The 16,312-nt window shown below is 64.7% G+C and carries 9 protein-coding genes; 5 read left to right on the top strand and 4 right to left on the bottom strand.

Going from position 1 to position 16,312, the window contains the following annotated elements; all coding sequences use genetic code 11:
* Positions 1 to 6 precede the first annotated feature (6 nt).
* Positions 7 to 2,367, bottom strand: a complete 2,361-nt coding sequence (locus HU748_RS03660) for a DNA polymerase II (protein WP_186719230.1) — start codon at positions 2,365 to 2,367, stop codon at positions 7 to 9.
* Positions 2,368 to 2,565: 198 nt separating this feature from the next.
* Between HU748_RS03660 and HU748_RS03655 the strand changes: the two genes are divergently transcribed.
* Positions 2,566 to 4,719: a TonB-dependent siderophore receptor gene (locus HU748_RS03655; RefSeq protein ID WP_186719228.1), complete on the top strand. Its 2,154-nt coding sequence runs from the start codon at positions 2,566 to 2,568 to the stop codon at positions 4,717 to 4,719.
* Positions 4,720 to 4,746: 27 nt separating this feature from the next.
* Here the strand turns inward: HU748_RS03655 and HU748_RS03650 are convergent, their stop codons facing one another.
* On the bottom strand, positions 4,747 to 5,226 hold the full coding sequence (locus HU748_RS03650; RefSeq protein ID WP_186719226.1) for a VOC family protein: 480 nt from the start codon (positions 5,224 to 5,226) through the stop codon (positions 4,747 to 4,749).
* A 215-nt stretch (positions 5,227 to 5,441) separates the two neighbouring features.
* Here HU748_RS03650 and HU748_RS03645 point away from each other — a divergent pair, with 215 nt between their 5' ends.
* From HU748_RS03645 to HU748_RS03635, 3 genes are all read left to right on the top strand, one after another.
* A complete protein-coding gene (locus HU748_RS03645; RefSeq protein WP_186665008.1) occupies positions 5,442 to 6,011 on the top strand; it encodes a ComF family protein in 570 nt (189 codons plus the stop codon).
* Complete coding sequence (locus HU748_RS03640; protein WP_186719224.1) at positions 6,011 to 6,679, top strand: hypothetical protein; 669 nt, start codon at positions 6,011 to 6,013, stop codon at positions 6,677 to 6,679. The genes HU748_RS03645 and HU748_RS03640 overlap by 1 nt, the downstream gene beginning before the upstream one ends.
* 143 nt (positions 6,680 to 6,822) lie before the next feature.
* Complete coding sequence (locus tag HU748_RS03635) at positions 6,823 to 8,025, top strand: MFS transporter (RefSeq protein ID WP_186665011.1); 1,203 nt, start codon at positions 6,823 to 6,825, stop codon at positions 8,023 to 8,025.
* Positions 8,026 to 8,042: 17 nt separating this feature from the next.
* Here the strand turns inward: HU748_RS03635 and HU748_RS03630 are convergent, their stop codons facing one another.
* Together HU748_RS03630 and HU748_RS03625 are read right to left on the bottom strand one after the other, a co-directional pair.
* Entirely contained in the window at positions 8,043 to 8,666 is a 624-nt protein-coding gene (locus HU748_RS03630; protein ID WP_186709683.1) for a LysE family translocator, read from the bottom strand.
* 119 nt (positions 8,667 to 8,785) lie between these two features.
* On the bottom strand, positions 8,786 to 15,133 hold the full coding sequence (locus HU748_RS03625) for a non-ribosomal peptide synthetase (RefSeq protein ID WP_186719222.1): 6,348 nt from the start codon (positions 15,131 to 15,133) through the stop codon (positions 8,786 to 8,788).
* A gap of 414 nt (positions 15,134 to 15,547) precedes the next feature.
* Between HU748_RS03625 and HU748_RS03620 the strand changes: the two genes are divergently transcribed.
* Positions 15,548 to 16,312, top strand: a complete 765-nt coding sequence (locus HU748_RS03620) for a helix-turn-helix transcriptional regulator (RefSeq protein ID WP_186719553.1) — start codon at positions 15,548 to 15,550, stop codon at positions 16,310 to 16,312.

Genomic DNA, 16,312 nt, shown 5'->3' with positions numbered 1-16,312 from the left:
CCCCCCTCAGAAGAGCAGGAGCTGGCGATCGGTCAGGCTGGCGAAGTCATCCCCCACGAACGGCAGGATCGCATCCGCCACCGGCTGCAACTGACGGCTCAGGTAGTGCTCGTGATCGACTGGCGACTGCAGGTTCTCCAGGGGCTCCGGGCCAGCCGTGGTGATGACGTAGCTGATCCAGCCGCCGCGCTGGTATTGCAGCGGGCGCCCCAGGCGCAAATTGTATTCATCGGCAAGACGCGCGGCGCGCACATGGGGTGGCACGTTGCGTTGGTAGTCCTGCAACGGACGACGCAAGCGCTTGCGATACACCAGCAGTTCATCCTGCTCGCCCAGCAGCGTGCGTCGTACATAATCGCGCACATAGTCGCGATAGGGCTGGCCACGGAAAATCCGGCCATACAGTTCCTGCTGGAACTGCCGGGCCAGCGGCGACCAATCGGTGCGTACCGACTCCAGCCCTTTGTAGACTACCTCGTCCTGACCGTCGGCGCGCTGCACCAACCCGGCATAGCGCTTCTTGCTGCCCTCCTCGGTGCCGCGGATGGTCGGCATCAGGAAGCGCCGGTAGTGGGTTTCGAACTGCAGCTCCAACGCACTGTGCAGGCCCATCTCCTGGCGCAGGTGTTCGCGCCACCACTGGTTGACCTCGGCCACCAGTGCACGCCCGATACTCGTCGCCTGATCCTCGTCATGCGCGCCCTTGAGCCAGACGAAGGTGGAGTCGGTGTCGCCATAGATCACGTCATAACCACGTGCTTCGATCAAGGCGCGGGTCTGGCGCATGATCTGGTGCCCACGCAGGGTGATCGACGAGGCCAGGCGCGGGTCGAAGAACCGGCAACCGCTGGAGCCAAGCACACCGTAGAAGGCGTTCATGATGATCTTCAGGGCCTGGGACAACGGGGCGTTACCCGCTTTCTTCGCCGCCTCGCGATTCTGCCAGACGCGCTCGACGATGGCCGGCAAAGCGTGGCGGGTACGCGAGAAGCGAGCGCCACGAAAGCCCTCGACCGAGCTGGCCTGATCGGGCTCACGCAAGCCTTCCACCAGCCCCACCGGGTCGATCAGGAAGGTACGGATGATCGATGGATACAGACTCTTGTAGTCCAGCACCAGCACCGACTCGTAAAGGCCTGGCTGCGAGTCCATGACGAACCCGCCCGGGCTGGCCTCCCCCTCGCGGCTGCCCAGGCTCGGCGCGACGAAGCCCAGCCGGTGCATGGCCGGGATGTACAGGTGACAGAACGCCGCCACCGAGCCGCCGCTGCGGTCCACCGGCAGGCCAGTCACCGTGGCACGTTCAAGAAGGAAGTCGAGCAGCCGGGTGTGCTCGAAGATGCGGGTGACCAGTTCGCAATCCTTGAGGTTGTAGCGCGCCAGGGCCGGCTTGTCCTCGGCGAACATCCGGTTGATCTCATCCATGCGCTGGTAGGGGGTGTCGATGGCCTTGCCTTCCCCCAGCAGGGTCTGGGCAACGTTTTCCAGACTGAACGAGGGGAAGCTCCAGGTCGCCGAGCGCAGGGCCTCGATGCCGTCGATCAACAGCCGCCCCGGCGCGTCGGCGAAGAAATGCGTACGGCTGCCATGCTCGCGCAGGGTCATCGGCGCACCGTCGCGACCCAGGCACAGAGGCACCTGCAATTGCCGAGCGTGATCGTGAAGGATGCGCAGGTCGAACTGCACCAGGTTCCAGCCGATGATCGCGTCCGGGTCATGGCGTGCCAACCAGTGGTTGAGGCATTCGAGCAACTGGCCACGGTCGGCGCAGTAGTGCAGGTCGAAATCCTCTACCTGCGCCTGGCCGTTGGCAGGGCCGAGCATATAGACCTGACGCTGGCCGCACCCCTCCAGCGCGATGCTGTACAACTCGCCACGTTCGCTGGTCTCGATATCCAGAGACACCAGGCGCAGGCTCGGTCGGTAGTCCGGATGAGGCTTGAGCTGTGCATCCACGACCGCTCCCTGGGCATCGACACGACCACCGAACGACACCGGCGCGGTAATGAAGCGCTCCATCAGATAGCGCTCCGGCGGCCGGATATCAGCCTCCAGCACCTCGACGCCGGCCGTGCGCAGGCGTTTGTCCAAGGCCATCAGTTGGCGGTGTTGGCGGCAGTACAGGCCCATGACCGGCCGCTGCTGAAAGTCGCGCAGCTCAAGGGGGCGCAACTCTGCGCCCGGCTCATCGGCGAGCAACAGTTGCGCGTGGGCGGCCTGCTGTGCGGGCACGAACGCCACCGAAACCTGCGCGCCCAGGCGCACGCGCCGGGGGCCCTGGTCGGTGGCCAGCCAGAACTCCACGCACGTGCCGTCGGGGGTGTCATGCCAATGACGGGTCAGGACAAAACCCTGCTGCAGCTCCACATGGACCTCACACACTTGATCAAGCGCGGATTCTACTCGCTTTGCGCAAGCCTCGGGACGCCCCGCGATCCTGCAACCCACGGACGAATGTGAAAAATTTGGCGATTTTTTTGGCATACCACGCTTTCGGACCGCGACAAATCCTGACACACTTATTGCTAATCGTTCTCATAAGTACTAGCAACAAGGATATCTGGCATGACTCCTGCTGCTCCGCCTCGTCGTTTCGCGCCCAACCTGTTGACCCTGGCCATCTGTATCAGCACCTTGCCCCATGCCATGGCCGACGACCAGCAACCAGCCGGAACACTGGAACTGGGCGCCACCGAGATCACTGACAACCGGCTGGGCAGCACCACCGAAGGCAGCACGTCCTACACCACCGGCGCCATGAACACCGCGACCAAGCTGCCGTTGACCATGCGCGAGACGCCACAGGCGGTCACGGTGATCACTCGTCAGCGCATGGACGACCAGAACATGACCAGCATCAACGACGTCGCCCGCTACACCCCTGGGCTGTTCCTCAACCAGTCCAGCGGCCCCGGCCGCCAGAGCTACACCGCCCGGGGCTTCGACGTCGACAACCTGATGTACGACGGCATCCCGAGCGCCTATACCGGATCGGTGGTTGGCGCCCAACCCAACCTGGCGATGTTCGACCGCGTCGAAGTGGTTCGCGGCTCCACCGGTCTGGTCACAGGCGCCGGTACACCCTCAGCGGCCATCAACCTGGTGCGCAAGCGCCCGCTGGCCGAGCAGAAAGTCACCGTGACCGGCGCGGCCGGGAGCTGGGACAACTACCGTGGCGAACTCGACGCCTCCAGCCCGCTCAACGACAGCGGCACCCTGCGCGGCCGAATCGTGACCTCCTACCGCGATGCAAACGGGTTCCGTGATGGCCAGGAAGAAAACCACGGGCTGTTCTATGCCATCAGCGAAGCCGACCTGAGCGATGACACCACCTTGACCCTGGGCTTTTCACACCAGAAGGACAAGACCAATTTCTTCTGGGGCGCGATCCCCACCGACCTCAGCGGCCATCACCTGGATGTGTCGCGTTCGTACAACCCCGGCACCGACTGGGAAGACAAGGACCAGGAGATCAACACCCTCTTCGCCGAAGTGCGCCAGCACCTGGCCAACGACTGGAAACTGCAGGTCAACGCCAACTACAGCGAGCAGAACGCACTGTTCCGCGGTTCTTACCAGTCGCGCTGGAACACTGCCAAGACCTTGAGCAGGACGGTCTACCAGTCCGCGCACGACGAAAACCAGCTGGGCCTGGACGCCTTCGCCAGCGGCCCCTTCGAACTGCTGGGCCGCACCCATGAATTGGTGCTGGGTGCCAGCAAGCGCATCTACGACATGAACGAGCGCGACTACAGCCCCTATGACACCAACTATCCGCTCGACGGCGGCAAGCCGAACTTCCTGCACACCGGAAACAGTCGCTACCTGATCAACCAGGAAGGCGTCTACACCACCACCCGCCTGAGCCTGGCCGACCCGCTCAAGCTGATTCTCGGGGGGCGCCTGGACTGGTACGACTACGACCAGCGCGACAGCAACGACGGCGACTACAAGGTGACCCGCAACGTCACCCGCTACGGCGGCCTGATCTATGACCTGGACGAGCATCACTCGGTGTATGTGAGCTACACCGACATCTTCACCCCGCAGAGCGGCAAGGACGTTTCCGGCAAGCCGATCATCCCGATCGTCGGCAAGAACTATGAAGTCGGCATCAAGGGCGAATACTTCGACGGTGCATTGAACGCCAGCCTTGCGGTGTTCCGTATCGATCAGGAAAACCGCCAGGTCGAGATCGGTGCGGCCAACTGCCCGCAGATGACCTGCTACGAAGCCTCGGGCGAGGTCCGCAGCCAGGGTATCGATTTCGAGCTGCAGGGCGCACTGACCGACCATTGGCAGATCGGCACTGGCTACACCTACGCGCGCGTGCACACCATCAAGGACGAGAAGAACCCGGCCAGCGTCAACAAGCCGCTCAAATCCGACACGCCCGAGCACCAGTTCAAGCTGTTCACCACCTACCGCTTCCAGGGCCCGCTGGAGAAGCTGCGGGTGGGCGGCGGCATCACCTGGCAGAGCCGCATGTACAACGACATCCCGGTCGATGGCGGCAACTATCGGCTGGTACAGGGCAGCTACGCGGTCACCGACCTGCTGGCCGGCTACCAGGTCAACCAGCATCTGGACCTGCAGCTCAACGCCAACAACATCTTCGACAAGAAGTACTACTCGTCCATCTCCAAGTCGGTGGACTACGGCGGCGACACCTTCGGCGATCCGCGCAACCTGATGCTGACGGCCAAGTACAGCTTCTGACCCTCGCGGGCTGGCAGGCAAGGCCTGTCAGCCCCGGATTGCCCGCTCGATCGTGGCGATGTCGATCTTGTCCATCTTCATCATCGCCTCGAACGCCCGTTTGGCTGCCGCGCGGTCGCTACCGCCGACCGCGGCGGTCAGCACTCGCGGGCTGATCTGCCACGACAGCCCCCATTTATCCTTGCACCAGCCGCACACGCTGGCCTGGCCACCGTTATCGATGATCGCGTGCCAGTAGCGGTCGGTCTCGGCCTGGTCGTCGGTGGCCACCTGGAACGAAAACGCCTCGGAGTGCTTGAACGCGGCCCCGCCATTGAGACCCAGGCACGGAATGCCCATCACGATGAACTCCACCGTAAGCACATCACCCTCCTTGCCCGAGGGGTAGTCGCCCGGCGCCTTGTGCACGGCGAGCACACGGCTGTCGGGGAAGGTAGCGGCGTAGAACTTCGCCGCCGCCTCGGCATCGCTGTCGAACCACAGGCAGATGGTGTTCTTGCTGGGCATGGCAGCCCCCCGGATCGGTGGATGATCCTGAGCAGTCTAGCCGGGCCCGTGACCACTGGCCGAAGAGGGCGACACACGGATAGCTCAGAATTTTCCTACCCATAAAACGGAAAGCGTGAAGTCGAAATTGGGACTTCCCCGTCGCAACATTGCCACCACGGCTGATTGATGGCCGTTAGAAAGTCTCTGGCATATCAACGACAAGGAAGCCTCACATGGACATTCGCACGCTGCCGGGCAACGACGCCTGGGATTACGGTATCAGCCTCGACAAACACATCGTCTGCAGCGTGCCGGTCGGCGAAAACGCCCAGGGCTACATGCAGTTCGACACCACCCGCACCGCCATCGGCGAGGCGGTGTTCCAGCTCAAGTACCGCGACGACTACGACCTGGTGGACTTCCTCGCAGAATCTGTCGTCCAGGCGATACAGAATGTCCCGGTGGATGTCGTGCTGCCCATGCCCGCCAGCCGCCAGCGTACTCGCCAGCCCGTGCACGCGGTGGCAGAACGGGTAGCCCAGTTGCTGGAGCTCGAGTACTGCGACCAGACACTGATCAAGCACAGCAGCACCGTCGCAATGAAAGACCTGGCGACCTATGAAGAGCGCTGCGCTGCACTGCAAGGTTGCTTTGTCACCCAAGACAAACTCCACCCGTGCAATGTCCTGCTGCTCGACGACCTGTTCGACACTGGCGCCTCGCTGGAAGCCGCCTGTACCGCCCTGCGCGGATACGCTAGCATCCGCTCAATTGCAGTCGTCACCCTTACACGGAGGCATTGATGCCGAAGGTTTTCATCTCCGGCTCGATCACGCTCAAGCGCCTCGACCCTCAGGTCGAGGCGCGACTCGACAATATCGTTGCCAGTGGCCACGAAGTGCTGCTCGGTGATGCCGCAGGCGTGGACAAATGCGTGCAGCAGTATTTCGCCAAACGCCAGTACGCCGCTGTCACGGTGTACTGCACCGGTGACACGCCTCGCCACAATCTTGGTGCATGGCCACTCGTGGCTGTCTGCCCACCCGCCAATGCCAAGGGCCGCGCGTTCTACACTGCCAAGGACCTGGAAATGGCAGAAGCCGCCGATTTCGGCCTGATGATTTGGGACGGCAAAAGCCCCGGCACCCTGAGCAATGTCTTCGAACTGCTGGACAGAGCCCGAAAGTCGGTGGTTTACCGCCAGGCGACGGGATTGTTCTGCAACGTCCATGGCCTGGACGACCTGCAGGCACTCATCGCCCAGATGGACGAGTCGGCACGCCTGGAGGCCGACAAGAAGGTTGGCTTGTCCAGGCGGATCGAGCGGCTCTCGAGGAAGGCCGAAGACCCGGCAGTCATTCGCCAGCAGATCGATGAACACCTTGCGGCCATCGCCCGTCACCAGCGCCGGGTAGCCGAGTTGCAGGCGATGCTGGACGCGGCATCCACCGGCGCCGACCTGTTCTCCTGACCGCGACCGGCCAGGCGCCGGTTGCCTCTGGAGTCTTTGAACATTCAGCCAGCACACGACTCAATACAGGATTGACGCCCTTTTCGGACATCCGTACGATTTATTCGTACGCCCGTACGAAACCTTTCCAACGAGTCTGTACCATGCCCGCCAACTACCGCCTGGCCCGCTACGCCTTGTATCTGCTGTTTCTGCTCCCTGGCCTGACCCTCGCCAGCTGGGTCACCCGCACCCCTGCCCTGCGCGACGGCCTGTCGGCCTCCACCGAACAGATGGGGATGATCCTGTTCGGATTTTCAGCCGGAGCGATGTGCGGGATTCTCAGTGCCGGACGCCTGATCGCCCGCTTTGGTGCACACCGGATGATGCGCACCGGCCTGCTCGGGCTGTCCGCAGGCATGCTGGTGCTGGCCGGCAGCAGCGAGTTGAACAGTGCCTGGTGCGCCTTTGCCGGGCTGTTCATCTACGGCATCGGCATGGGTTGGGCGGATATCGCAGTGAACATCGAAGGTGCAGCCGTGGAGCGGGAAATCGATGCACCGATCATGACTACCCTGCACGGTTTCTTCAGCCTCGGCACCCTGGTGGGCGCGCTGGCCGGCATGGGCATGACCGCGCTGCAGGTGCCCCTGGACCTGCATCTGATCGTCGCCGCACTGCTTTCGGCCGTGGTGACCCTGGCCCTTGCCCCTCACGCCCCTCGGGCCAGTGAAGGAGCAGCGAATCAACCGACAACGCAGACAGCCGAGTTTGCCTGGGGCGCCCTGCTCAGCGACCGACGCCTGTTGCTGATCGGCTTCGTGGTGCTGGCCATGGCGCTGGCCGAGGGTGCAGCCAATGACTGGCTGCCGCTGCTGATGATCGACGGCCACGGATTCGCAGAAACCACCGGCACGCTGATCTACCTGGTATTCACCCTGGGCATGACCCTGGGTCGATTCGCCGGTGCGCCGGTGGTGCGCCGCTTTGGCCGGACGCTCACCTTGCGCGCCAGCGCACTGCTTGGCGCAGCCAGCCTGGCATTGGTGGTGTTCTGCGACGTGCAGTGGATCGCCGCAGCCGCCGTGATGCTCTGGGGCATTGGCGCATCGCTGGGTTTTCCCCTGGCGATCTCGGCAGCCGGGGAAAGTGGTGCTCACAGCGATCAACGGGTCAGGCTGGCGGCAACGGCAGGTTACCTGGCGTTTCTGGTCGGCCCGCCCCTGCTGGGCTTTATCGGCGAACATCATGGCTTGCGCCTGGCGATGCTGCCGGTCCTGACACTGGTGGCCCTGGCGTTCGTCGTGGCGTCGGCGCTGCGCGAGCAAGCCGCTTTGCCTGTCGATACCTGCGAAAAGACCGGTTGAGGGGCTATCTTGAGGGGCTATCGCCGCGCCGCCAGCAAGCCAAGCCCTGCGCATCCCAGCAACGATGCGCTGATCCGGTTGAACAGCCGCCGTGGCCGCGGCTGGTTGAACCAGCGCTGCAGGTAGGCACCCAGCGCCGCATAGATCGCGATCGCCGCCCATTCCAGCAACAGGAACCACAACCCCAGCCACAGGAACTGCTCGCTCACCGGGGTGGTACTGCCGACCGACACGAACTGCGGCAGGAAGGCGGTGAATATGAGGATCGCTTTCGGGTTGCCCGCCGCCACCCAGAACTCCTGGCGTGCCAGGCTCCAGGTGCCGCGCGACTGCCCGCCGGCATGGGCCACCTCTGCCACGGGCGCCCGCCACAATTGCCAGGCGATATAGAACAGGTAGCCCGCGCCCATGAGCTTGATGCTCAGGAACAGGTATTCGCTGGTATGTAGCACCACCGCCAGCCCCATCGCCGCCAAGGTGATCATGCCGCTGAAGGCGAGGATACGCCCGCCCCCCGCCAGGCAGGCAGTGCGCAAGCCGTGGCGGCTGGCGTTGTGCAGCGACAGTAGGTTGTTAGGCCCCGGCGCCATGTTCAGGGCGAAACAGGCGGGGATGAACAGCAGCAGGCTCGACAGGTCCATTTTTTTTCTCCATGCGGACCCGGGTAGCCTTACCCCCTGGCGCCATGGGGTCAAGCACAGTGGAGCAGTCATTCGCCGGCACAGTGAGCGCGGGGCTGCCACGCAGCCCCTTGCCCGCCTCAGATCCTGCGTCGTGCCTTCAGCCCCGGGATGGTGGTGGCCGCGATCTCGACCTGCGGCTTGTCCCACCCGGTACTGGCCGCCAGGCCCGCCAACGTGGGCTGACGGAACAAGGTACGTGCGTCGGCCTGCAACCCCGCCTGGCGCATGCGCGCCACCAGATTCACCGCCAGCAGTGAATGCCCGCCCAGTTCGAAGAAGTTGTCGTCCCGCCCAACCTGCTCGACCTTCAGCACCTCGCTCCAGATCTGCGCCAGGGTCTGCTCCAGTGCGTTGCGTGGCGCCGTGTAGACGCGGCTGATCACCGATTCCGCACCAGGCTCAGGCAGCACCTTGCGGTCGATCTTGCCGTTGGGGCTGAGCGGCATGTCGGCCAGGGCGACGAAGGCCGAGGGCACCATGTACTCCGGCAGCCGCGCCAGCAGGTGGCTGCGCAACGTATCCAGTGCCGGGGCGGGTTGCCCCTCCCGGCAGGTGAAGTAGGCGACCAGACGCTCGTCGCGCACCAATACCACGCTCTGGCCCACAGCGGGATGCCCGGCCAGCAGGGCCTCGATCTCACCCAGCTCGACGCGCAGACCACGCAGTTTGACCTGGAAGTCGTTGCGCCCGAGGAACTCCAGCTCGCCATCCTCGCGGTAGCGCACCAGGTCCCCGGTGCGGTACAGCCGATCGCCCTCGACGAACGGGCTGTCGATGAAGCGCTCGGCCTGCAGCACCGGCAACCCCAGGTAGCCGCGTGCCACACCGACGCCGCCGATGTGCAACTCACCTGCCACGCCGAGTGGCACCGCCCGATCATGGGCATCCAGGACGTAGAGCCGGGTGTTGGCGATCGCCCGGCCGATCGGCGGTGGCGTGCTCGGCAGCGGTTGATCCGGTTCGAGCGTCCAGGCCGTGCTGTCGACCGTAGCCTCGGTGGGCCCATAAACGTTGTGCAAGCGCACCTGCGGCAGGCGCTGGCGCAAGCTGGCAGCCAGCGTCAAGGTCAACTCCCCCCCGCCACAGAAGATGTCGGTCAGGCTCGTACAGCGTTCGACGCCCGGCTGCTCGAGAAACTGGTGCAACAATGCCGGGACGAACTTGATCGTGGTGACCTGGCGAGCCTGGACCAGCTGGACCAGGTAAGCCGGATCGCGATGACCGTCAGGGCGGGCCAGCACCAGGCGCAAGCCTGCGCACAACGGCCAGAACAACTCCCAGACCGAACCGTCGAAGCTGAACGGCGCACGCTGCAACAGCGCATCGCCCGGACGCGGCGGGCAGATGGTCGAGCCCCAGTGCATGAGGTTGCCCAGCCCGCGGTGCTCGATCATCACGCCCTTGGGCATGCCGGTCGAGCCGGAGGTGTACATCACGTAGGCAAGGTTCGAAGGCGTCAGTGTCGGCACCTGAGGGGCCTGGGCAGGCTGCGCTTGCCAGACACCCTGATCGAGATCCACCAGCGGCATCGCCAACGGATCGAACAGGCCACGTGTGGCCCCGTGGACCAGCACTGCCAGCGGTGTACTGTCCTCGACCATGTAGCGCAGGCGTTCATCCGGGTAACCAGGATCCAGCGGCACGTAGGCACCGCCGGCCTTGAGCACGCCCAGCAGCCCGACCAGCAGCGACAGGCCGCGCTCGATGCAGACGCCGACTCGCGTGTCAGGCTGTACGCCCAGGGCCACCAGGTGATGGGCCAGGCGGTTGGCCTGCTCGTCGAGTTCACGGTAGCTCAGCGTCGCCTCGTCGGTCTGCAGCGCCACGGCATCGGGCGTGCGCAGCACCTGGGCCTGGAACAGCGCCGGCAGGGTCTTGTGCATCAATTCATGGGGCTCCTCGGTGGCATTGAAGTCGTGCAGCAGCCGGTGCAGCTCGTTCTCCGGCACACTGCACAACTGCTCGATCGGTGCCGAACCACCCTGCTCCAGCGCCTCGGCCAGCCCCTCGAGGGTACGTTCGAGATAGGCCAGCACACGCGCTGCACCCAATGCTCGCGGCGCACGAACGCTCAGGTGCAAGGCCTCACCCTGATCATCCACCGACAGCACTAGCGCATGGCTGTGTACTTCGCTGGCCTCCAACAAGCGAGCCCCTGGCAACGTCGATTGTTCGGCCGCCAGCCCATGGCGGAAATTGATCAGGCTATTGAACAGCGGCACACCCGCTGGCAGCCCACTGCAACGCTGGGCCAGCAGCAAGGGTGCGTCTTCATGGCCCAACAGCCCGGCAAGGCCGGCATGGGTGTCGGCCAGCGCCTGCGCCACGCTGCGCGCCGCCAGGCTCACCCGCAGGGGCAAGCTGTTGATGAACATGCCCAACGCTCGGTCGGCCCCCTCACCCGCCATCATCCGCCCCAGCAACACGCTGCCGAACACCACGTCGTCACGACCGCCCAGTGCCCCCAGCACCTGCGCCCAAGCCAGGTGGAACAGGCTGGCCAGCCCGACATCCTGCTGCCTGGCCAGGCGGCGCAAGGCCTCGGTCAGCACCAGCGGAACCTCATGCGCGAGGCTCTCCAGCGCGTCCGCCTGCACCTGGTCCTCTACTATCCCCGGCAACGTCGGCGGTGCCTCGACACCTGCCAGCAATGCCCGCAGGAACACCTCGTGCCCTTGCTGCCGCACCTCGGCGCCGCTGAGCGCGACGTAGTTGCGATAAGGCACAGGCGCCGGCAGCGCATGCCCCTGATCGCTCATCAAGGCCCGAAGCTCGCCGAGCAACACCTGCACCGACACCGCATCGTTGACCAGATGGTGGAAGCGCAACAACCCCAGCCAACGACCGTGCTCACGGTCTTCAGCCCCCGCCAGCGCCATCATCGGCGCATGACGCAGGTCCAGCGGGCGCTGGGCTGCTGAGTAATGTGCAGACAACTCCTGCGCCGTGTCGCCCGGCCCGATCCGCAACACCTCGACGGGCAGTTGCGCCTGACGCCAGACCACTTGCTGCGGTTGCTCGAGCCCTTCCCAAGCCAGGCTGGTGCGCAGGATGTCGTGACGCTCGACCACCTGCTGCAACGCTTGAGCAAATGCCTCGAACGCCGTGCGGTCGGTAAAGGCGAACAGCGCCTGTTGCTGATAAGGGTCATGGCTGTCGCGCAGGTGGTGATAAAGCAGCCCCTGCTGCAATGGCGCCAAGGGGTAGATTTCCTGCACATTGCCTGCGCCACCCGGTATGCCCGCGACAATGGCGTCGATTTCGCCCTGGGTCAGCGAAGCCAGGCTGAGCAGCGCCGGTGTGATATGGGTGCAGTCAGCGGGTACGCGGTTATCCTCCACCTGCGCGAGCAGACGCTGGCTGGCGGCGGCCAGGCTTGCCAGGGTCGGCTGGCCGAACAGCACCTGCACGTCAGCCTGCAGGCCCTGCTGGCGCATGCGTTCGACCAGTTGCACCGCCAGCAACGAATGGCCACCCAACTCGAAGAAGTGGTCGTGACGGCCAATGCGCTGCACGCCCAGCAGTTCGCTCCAGAGCGCAGCCAGGCGGACCTCCACGTCGCCGCGAGGCGCTTCATGGGCGCGACGTACCGATGCGGTTTCATCCAGCGCCGGCAAGGCGCGACGGTCGAGCTTGCCGTTGGCGGTCAACGGCCAGTGCTCGATGCGTTGGTAGCCGGCTGGCAGCAAGGCCACCGGCAGAAGCCCGCGCAGGTGCTCATGCAGGTCGCCGGGGGTAACCGCATCGCCAATGAACCAGGCTTGCAGTTGCCCATCGCGCAGCAGCACCACCGCTTCACGCACCTGCGGGTGACGGGTCAGCGCAGCCTCGATCTCACCGAGTTCAACGCGTACACCGCGAATCTTCACCTGATCGTCATTGCGCCCCAGGTACTCCAGGGTGCCGTCGGCAAACCAGCGCACGCGGTCGCCGGTACGGTACATCCGGGCACCGACCTCGTCACTGAACGGGTCGTCGAGGAAACGCTCGGCGGTCATCTGCGGGCGATTCAGGTAGCCGCGGGCGACCCCCAGGCCTGCTACATAGAGTTCGCCCGGGATACCGACCGGCAATGGCTTGAGCTGCGCATCGAGCACATACAGCCGGGTATTGGCCACAGGCGTGCCGATATGCAGCGCACCACCCGCCGTCACCCGCCCGGAGCTGGCGACCACCGTGGCTTCGGTAGGGCCGTAGTTGTTGATGACCGCATAGGCCCGCTCACGCGACAGGCTGCGCAGCCGATCACCCCCCACCAGCAGGGTCTGCAGGGTCGGGTGATCGTGCTGGGTGAACGCGTGTTCGGCCACCGGGGTTGGCAGGAAACTGACCTGCAGTGGCTGGGCACGCCACCAGCGCAGCAGGTTGTCGATATCTTCGCCACCGTCGCTGCTGGGCGCCAGGTGCAGCGTCGCCCCCGCACACAAGGCTGGCCAGACCTCCCAGGCCATGGCATCGAAACCAAAGCCGGCCAGGCTCGACGTGTGCCCGCCGACGCCCAGGTCAAAGGCCTCGCAATGCCAATCGACCAGGTTGGCCAGCATGCGGTGTTCGACCATCACCCCCTTGGGTTGGCCAGTGGAGCCTGAGGTGTAGATCACATAGACCAGGCTCTCGGGCCCAAGCCCCGCCACGCGAGGGTTGTCCACAATGGTCGTGGCTGCCGGGCAGGCGTCGAGTTCGATCAGCGGCAGCTCATGGCGCGGCAGACGCGCCAGCAGGTCCTGTTGTGTCAGCAGTACCACGGGCACGCTGTCTTCAAGCAGATATGCGATGCGCTCGCGCGGATGCGCCGGGTCGATCGGTACGTAGGCCGCCCCCGCCTTGAGTATCGCCAGCAGACCCACGAGGGTATCAAGGCCACGGCGGGCAACCACTGCCACGCGCTGCTCGGGCCTCACACCTCGTTCGATCAGACGCAGGGCCAGAGCATTTGCCCGCTGATTCAGCTCGCCGTAGCTCAGGCTGCGCCCTTCGTGCACAGCGGCAATGGCGTCGGGCATCAGCGCCGCGTGGGCCTCGATCCGGCGGTGCACGACCGGCTCGCCAACGGCACACCCCGTCGCATTCCACGCCTGCATCTGGCGATGCTCGGCAGGTGTCGGCAGGTCGAAATCGGCGACCGCCAACGCCGGTGTCGCCAAGCCTTGGTCGAGCACATGCAGCAGCCGCTGCGCCAATGCCTCGGCCTCCTCGCTTGCCAGCCAGGCGCGGTGATGCACCAGATGCAACCACGCCTTGTCATTATGGCGATTGCTGCGCAGGTGGATGGCCAAGGGCGTGGATTCGTGGCTGTTGGAGACCTTCACCGTGTGGGCGCTGGCCTCGCCGTAGCGGTAGTCGTGATCGTCCTGCTCGTAGGAGACCGACACCTCGAACAATTGCCCGCGTTCCTCGCGCAACAGGCCAAGCGCTCGGTTCAGCTCGCTCACGGCCAGTCGCTGATGGCGAAAATCCCGGCGCAGGGTATCGCGTATCGCAACCACCAGTTCGGCGAAGCTCAGTGTCGGGGCAAACGCCAGGGGCACCGCACTGACCTGCACGAAGGTCCCCAGCGTGGCCTTGAAACGTGCACCGCCACGATTGAGCAGCGGCAGCCCCACCACCCAGTCCTCGCGTTGTGCGCTGCGGGAGAACAGCACATGCAGTGCAGCCAGCAGGACATGGAACGCCGAGGCCTGGTGAGCCTCGGCCAGGCGCTTCATGCGCCCATGCAACGCATCGGGAAACGCCTGAACCCAGGTGCGCGAAGGTGCTTCATCGGTGGCTCGACGGTAATGGTGACGCGCTGCCAGCAGCGGCTCCGGCACACTGGCGAAGCGTTTGAGCCAATATGCGCGATCGCGGGCCTGGCGCATCGAGCCCTGGTACTGGCGGTCTTCGTCGATGAAATCGGCATAACCGACCTGGGCCCGTGGCGCCTCGCCACCCTCGAGCAGCGCCGTGTAATGCTCGCCCAGTGCCTTGAGCATCTGCCCGAAACCCCAGCCGTCGAGGATCAGGTGGTGGGCCTGGGTTGCCAGCCAATGACGTTCGGGGCCCAGGCGAATCAGGGCGAAACGCAGCAGTGCCGTGCCGTCGAAGCGATACCCCTGGCCCATTTGCGCCTGGATCAATGCCGTGGCCGCGGCTGCCGGGTCGGCTTCAATCGACAGGTCCAGCACAGGCAACGCCAACGTGGCATGCTCGGCGAAGCGCTGCATCGGCAGGCCGTCGGCACCTGCACCTGGCAGCAGCTCGGTGCGCAACACCGGGTTGGCCGCCACCAGTTGCTGCAACGCGTGATGCAGGGTGTCCGGCCGCAGCTCGCCCGTGAGTTCGACATAGCCGCCGATGGTATAGAGCGGAGAATCGCCTTTGCTCAACTGGTCGAGCCAGATGTCCCGTTGAGCGCTGGTCAGGGGGTAGGTATCGGCGGCAGGCATGGGCTGGGAGGGTCCTTCTCCGTTGATCGTCCGCGGATTCAAGCACCGCTTCCGTAACCTGTATGGCCCCGGAAACCCGGACAGTCGTCCGCGCATCCACGGTCGCTGATTTTTCTGTAGGAAATCAGCTACATATCAGCCCCTTCTATAGCCTACCCGCCGCGCCAGCCGTGGCAAACGTGGTGGCAACAGCGGCTTTCTGACGTCAATTTGCCGACTAATACAGACAGATCTGCCTTCAACCTGTCCGATTCATCCCCCCATTTTGTCCGAATCGATGCCATTTTCTGTCCCCGGTTTCCACTACAGACGCAGGCGCCGGGCCCGGGCTTGAATAGCGCACCCTCGACCGGCCAAGGCGTGAGCCCATTCGCCACCCGCCCGCGCAGCACCCGACTCAAGGATGAACAGGACATGAAGCTGACCCGCAGCCTCGAACATCACCACGACGCCCGCCTCTACCTGCAACTGGGAGAACTGATCGCCAGCACCGGCGAGGTTCATTTTGCCGAGCGCATGCTCCAATTGGTCGACAGCCTCGTGCCGATTCACCGGCTCGACCTGAGCGAGTGGACCCTGGATGCCCGACAGACCGGCGTCACCCGGGTCAAGGTGCTGGGCGGCGCAGGGCTGGCCCAGGAGTTTCCTCCGCCTGATCAGCCCAATCACCCGCTGTTGCAGAACATTCTGCAGATGAAGGACCCCCTGCTCATTCAGGTCAGGGCGCCGCATGTCATCGGCAACCCGCAACCCAGCGCGCACCAGTGCAACCTGGTGTCATGCAATGGCGACCGCCGTTGGGTCATCTGCTTCCATCGCCCGCCCAGCCAGACAGCCTTTTCCCTCGGCGAACTGTCGCTGCTCAAGCGCCTCTCCGACACCCTGTTGCCCTTGCTCGAACACCATGCACAACACCCGGTGCACGGCCAGGGCGAAGGCGCGGCGATGCCCGATGCGTTGCGCCACGGCTTCGGCGAGCGCCTGGCCCAGGAAGCGGTGCAACTGTCGAGTCGCGAGCAGGAAGTCTGCCTGGGGCTGCTGACCGGCGGCACCGTGCCGGAAATGGCCCAACGCCTGAACGTGAAGAACAGCTCAGTGGAAACCTACCTCAAACGCGCCACCGCCAAGCTTGGCGTCAGTGGCCGCCACGGCCTGGCCAGATGGATGGCCGGTGCCTGA

It is taken from the genome of Pseudomonas sp. RW3S2, from assembly GCF_014268955.1.
Lineage (GTDB): Bacteria > Pseudomonadota > Gammaproteobacteria > Pseudomonadales > Pseudomonadaceae > Aquipseudomonas > Aquipseudomonas wayambapalatensis.
The sequence above is the reverse complement of the archived record's forward strand: the minus strand, read 5'-3'. Positions and strand labels throughout refer to the sequence as shown.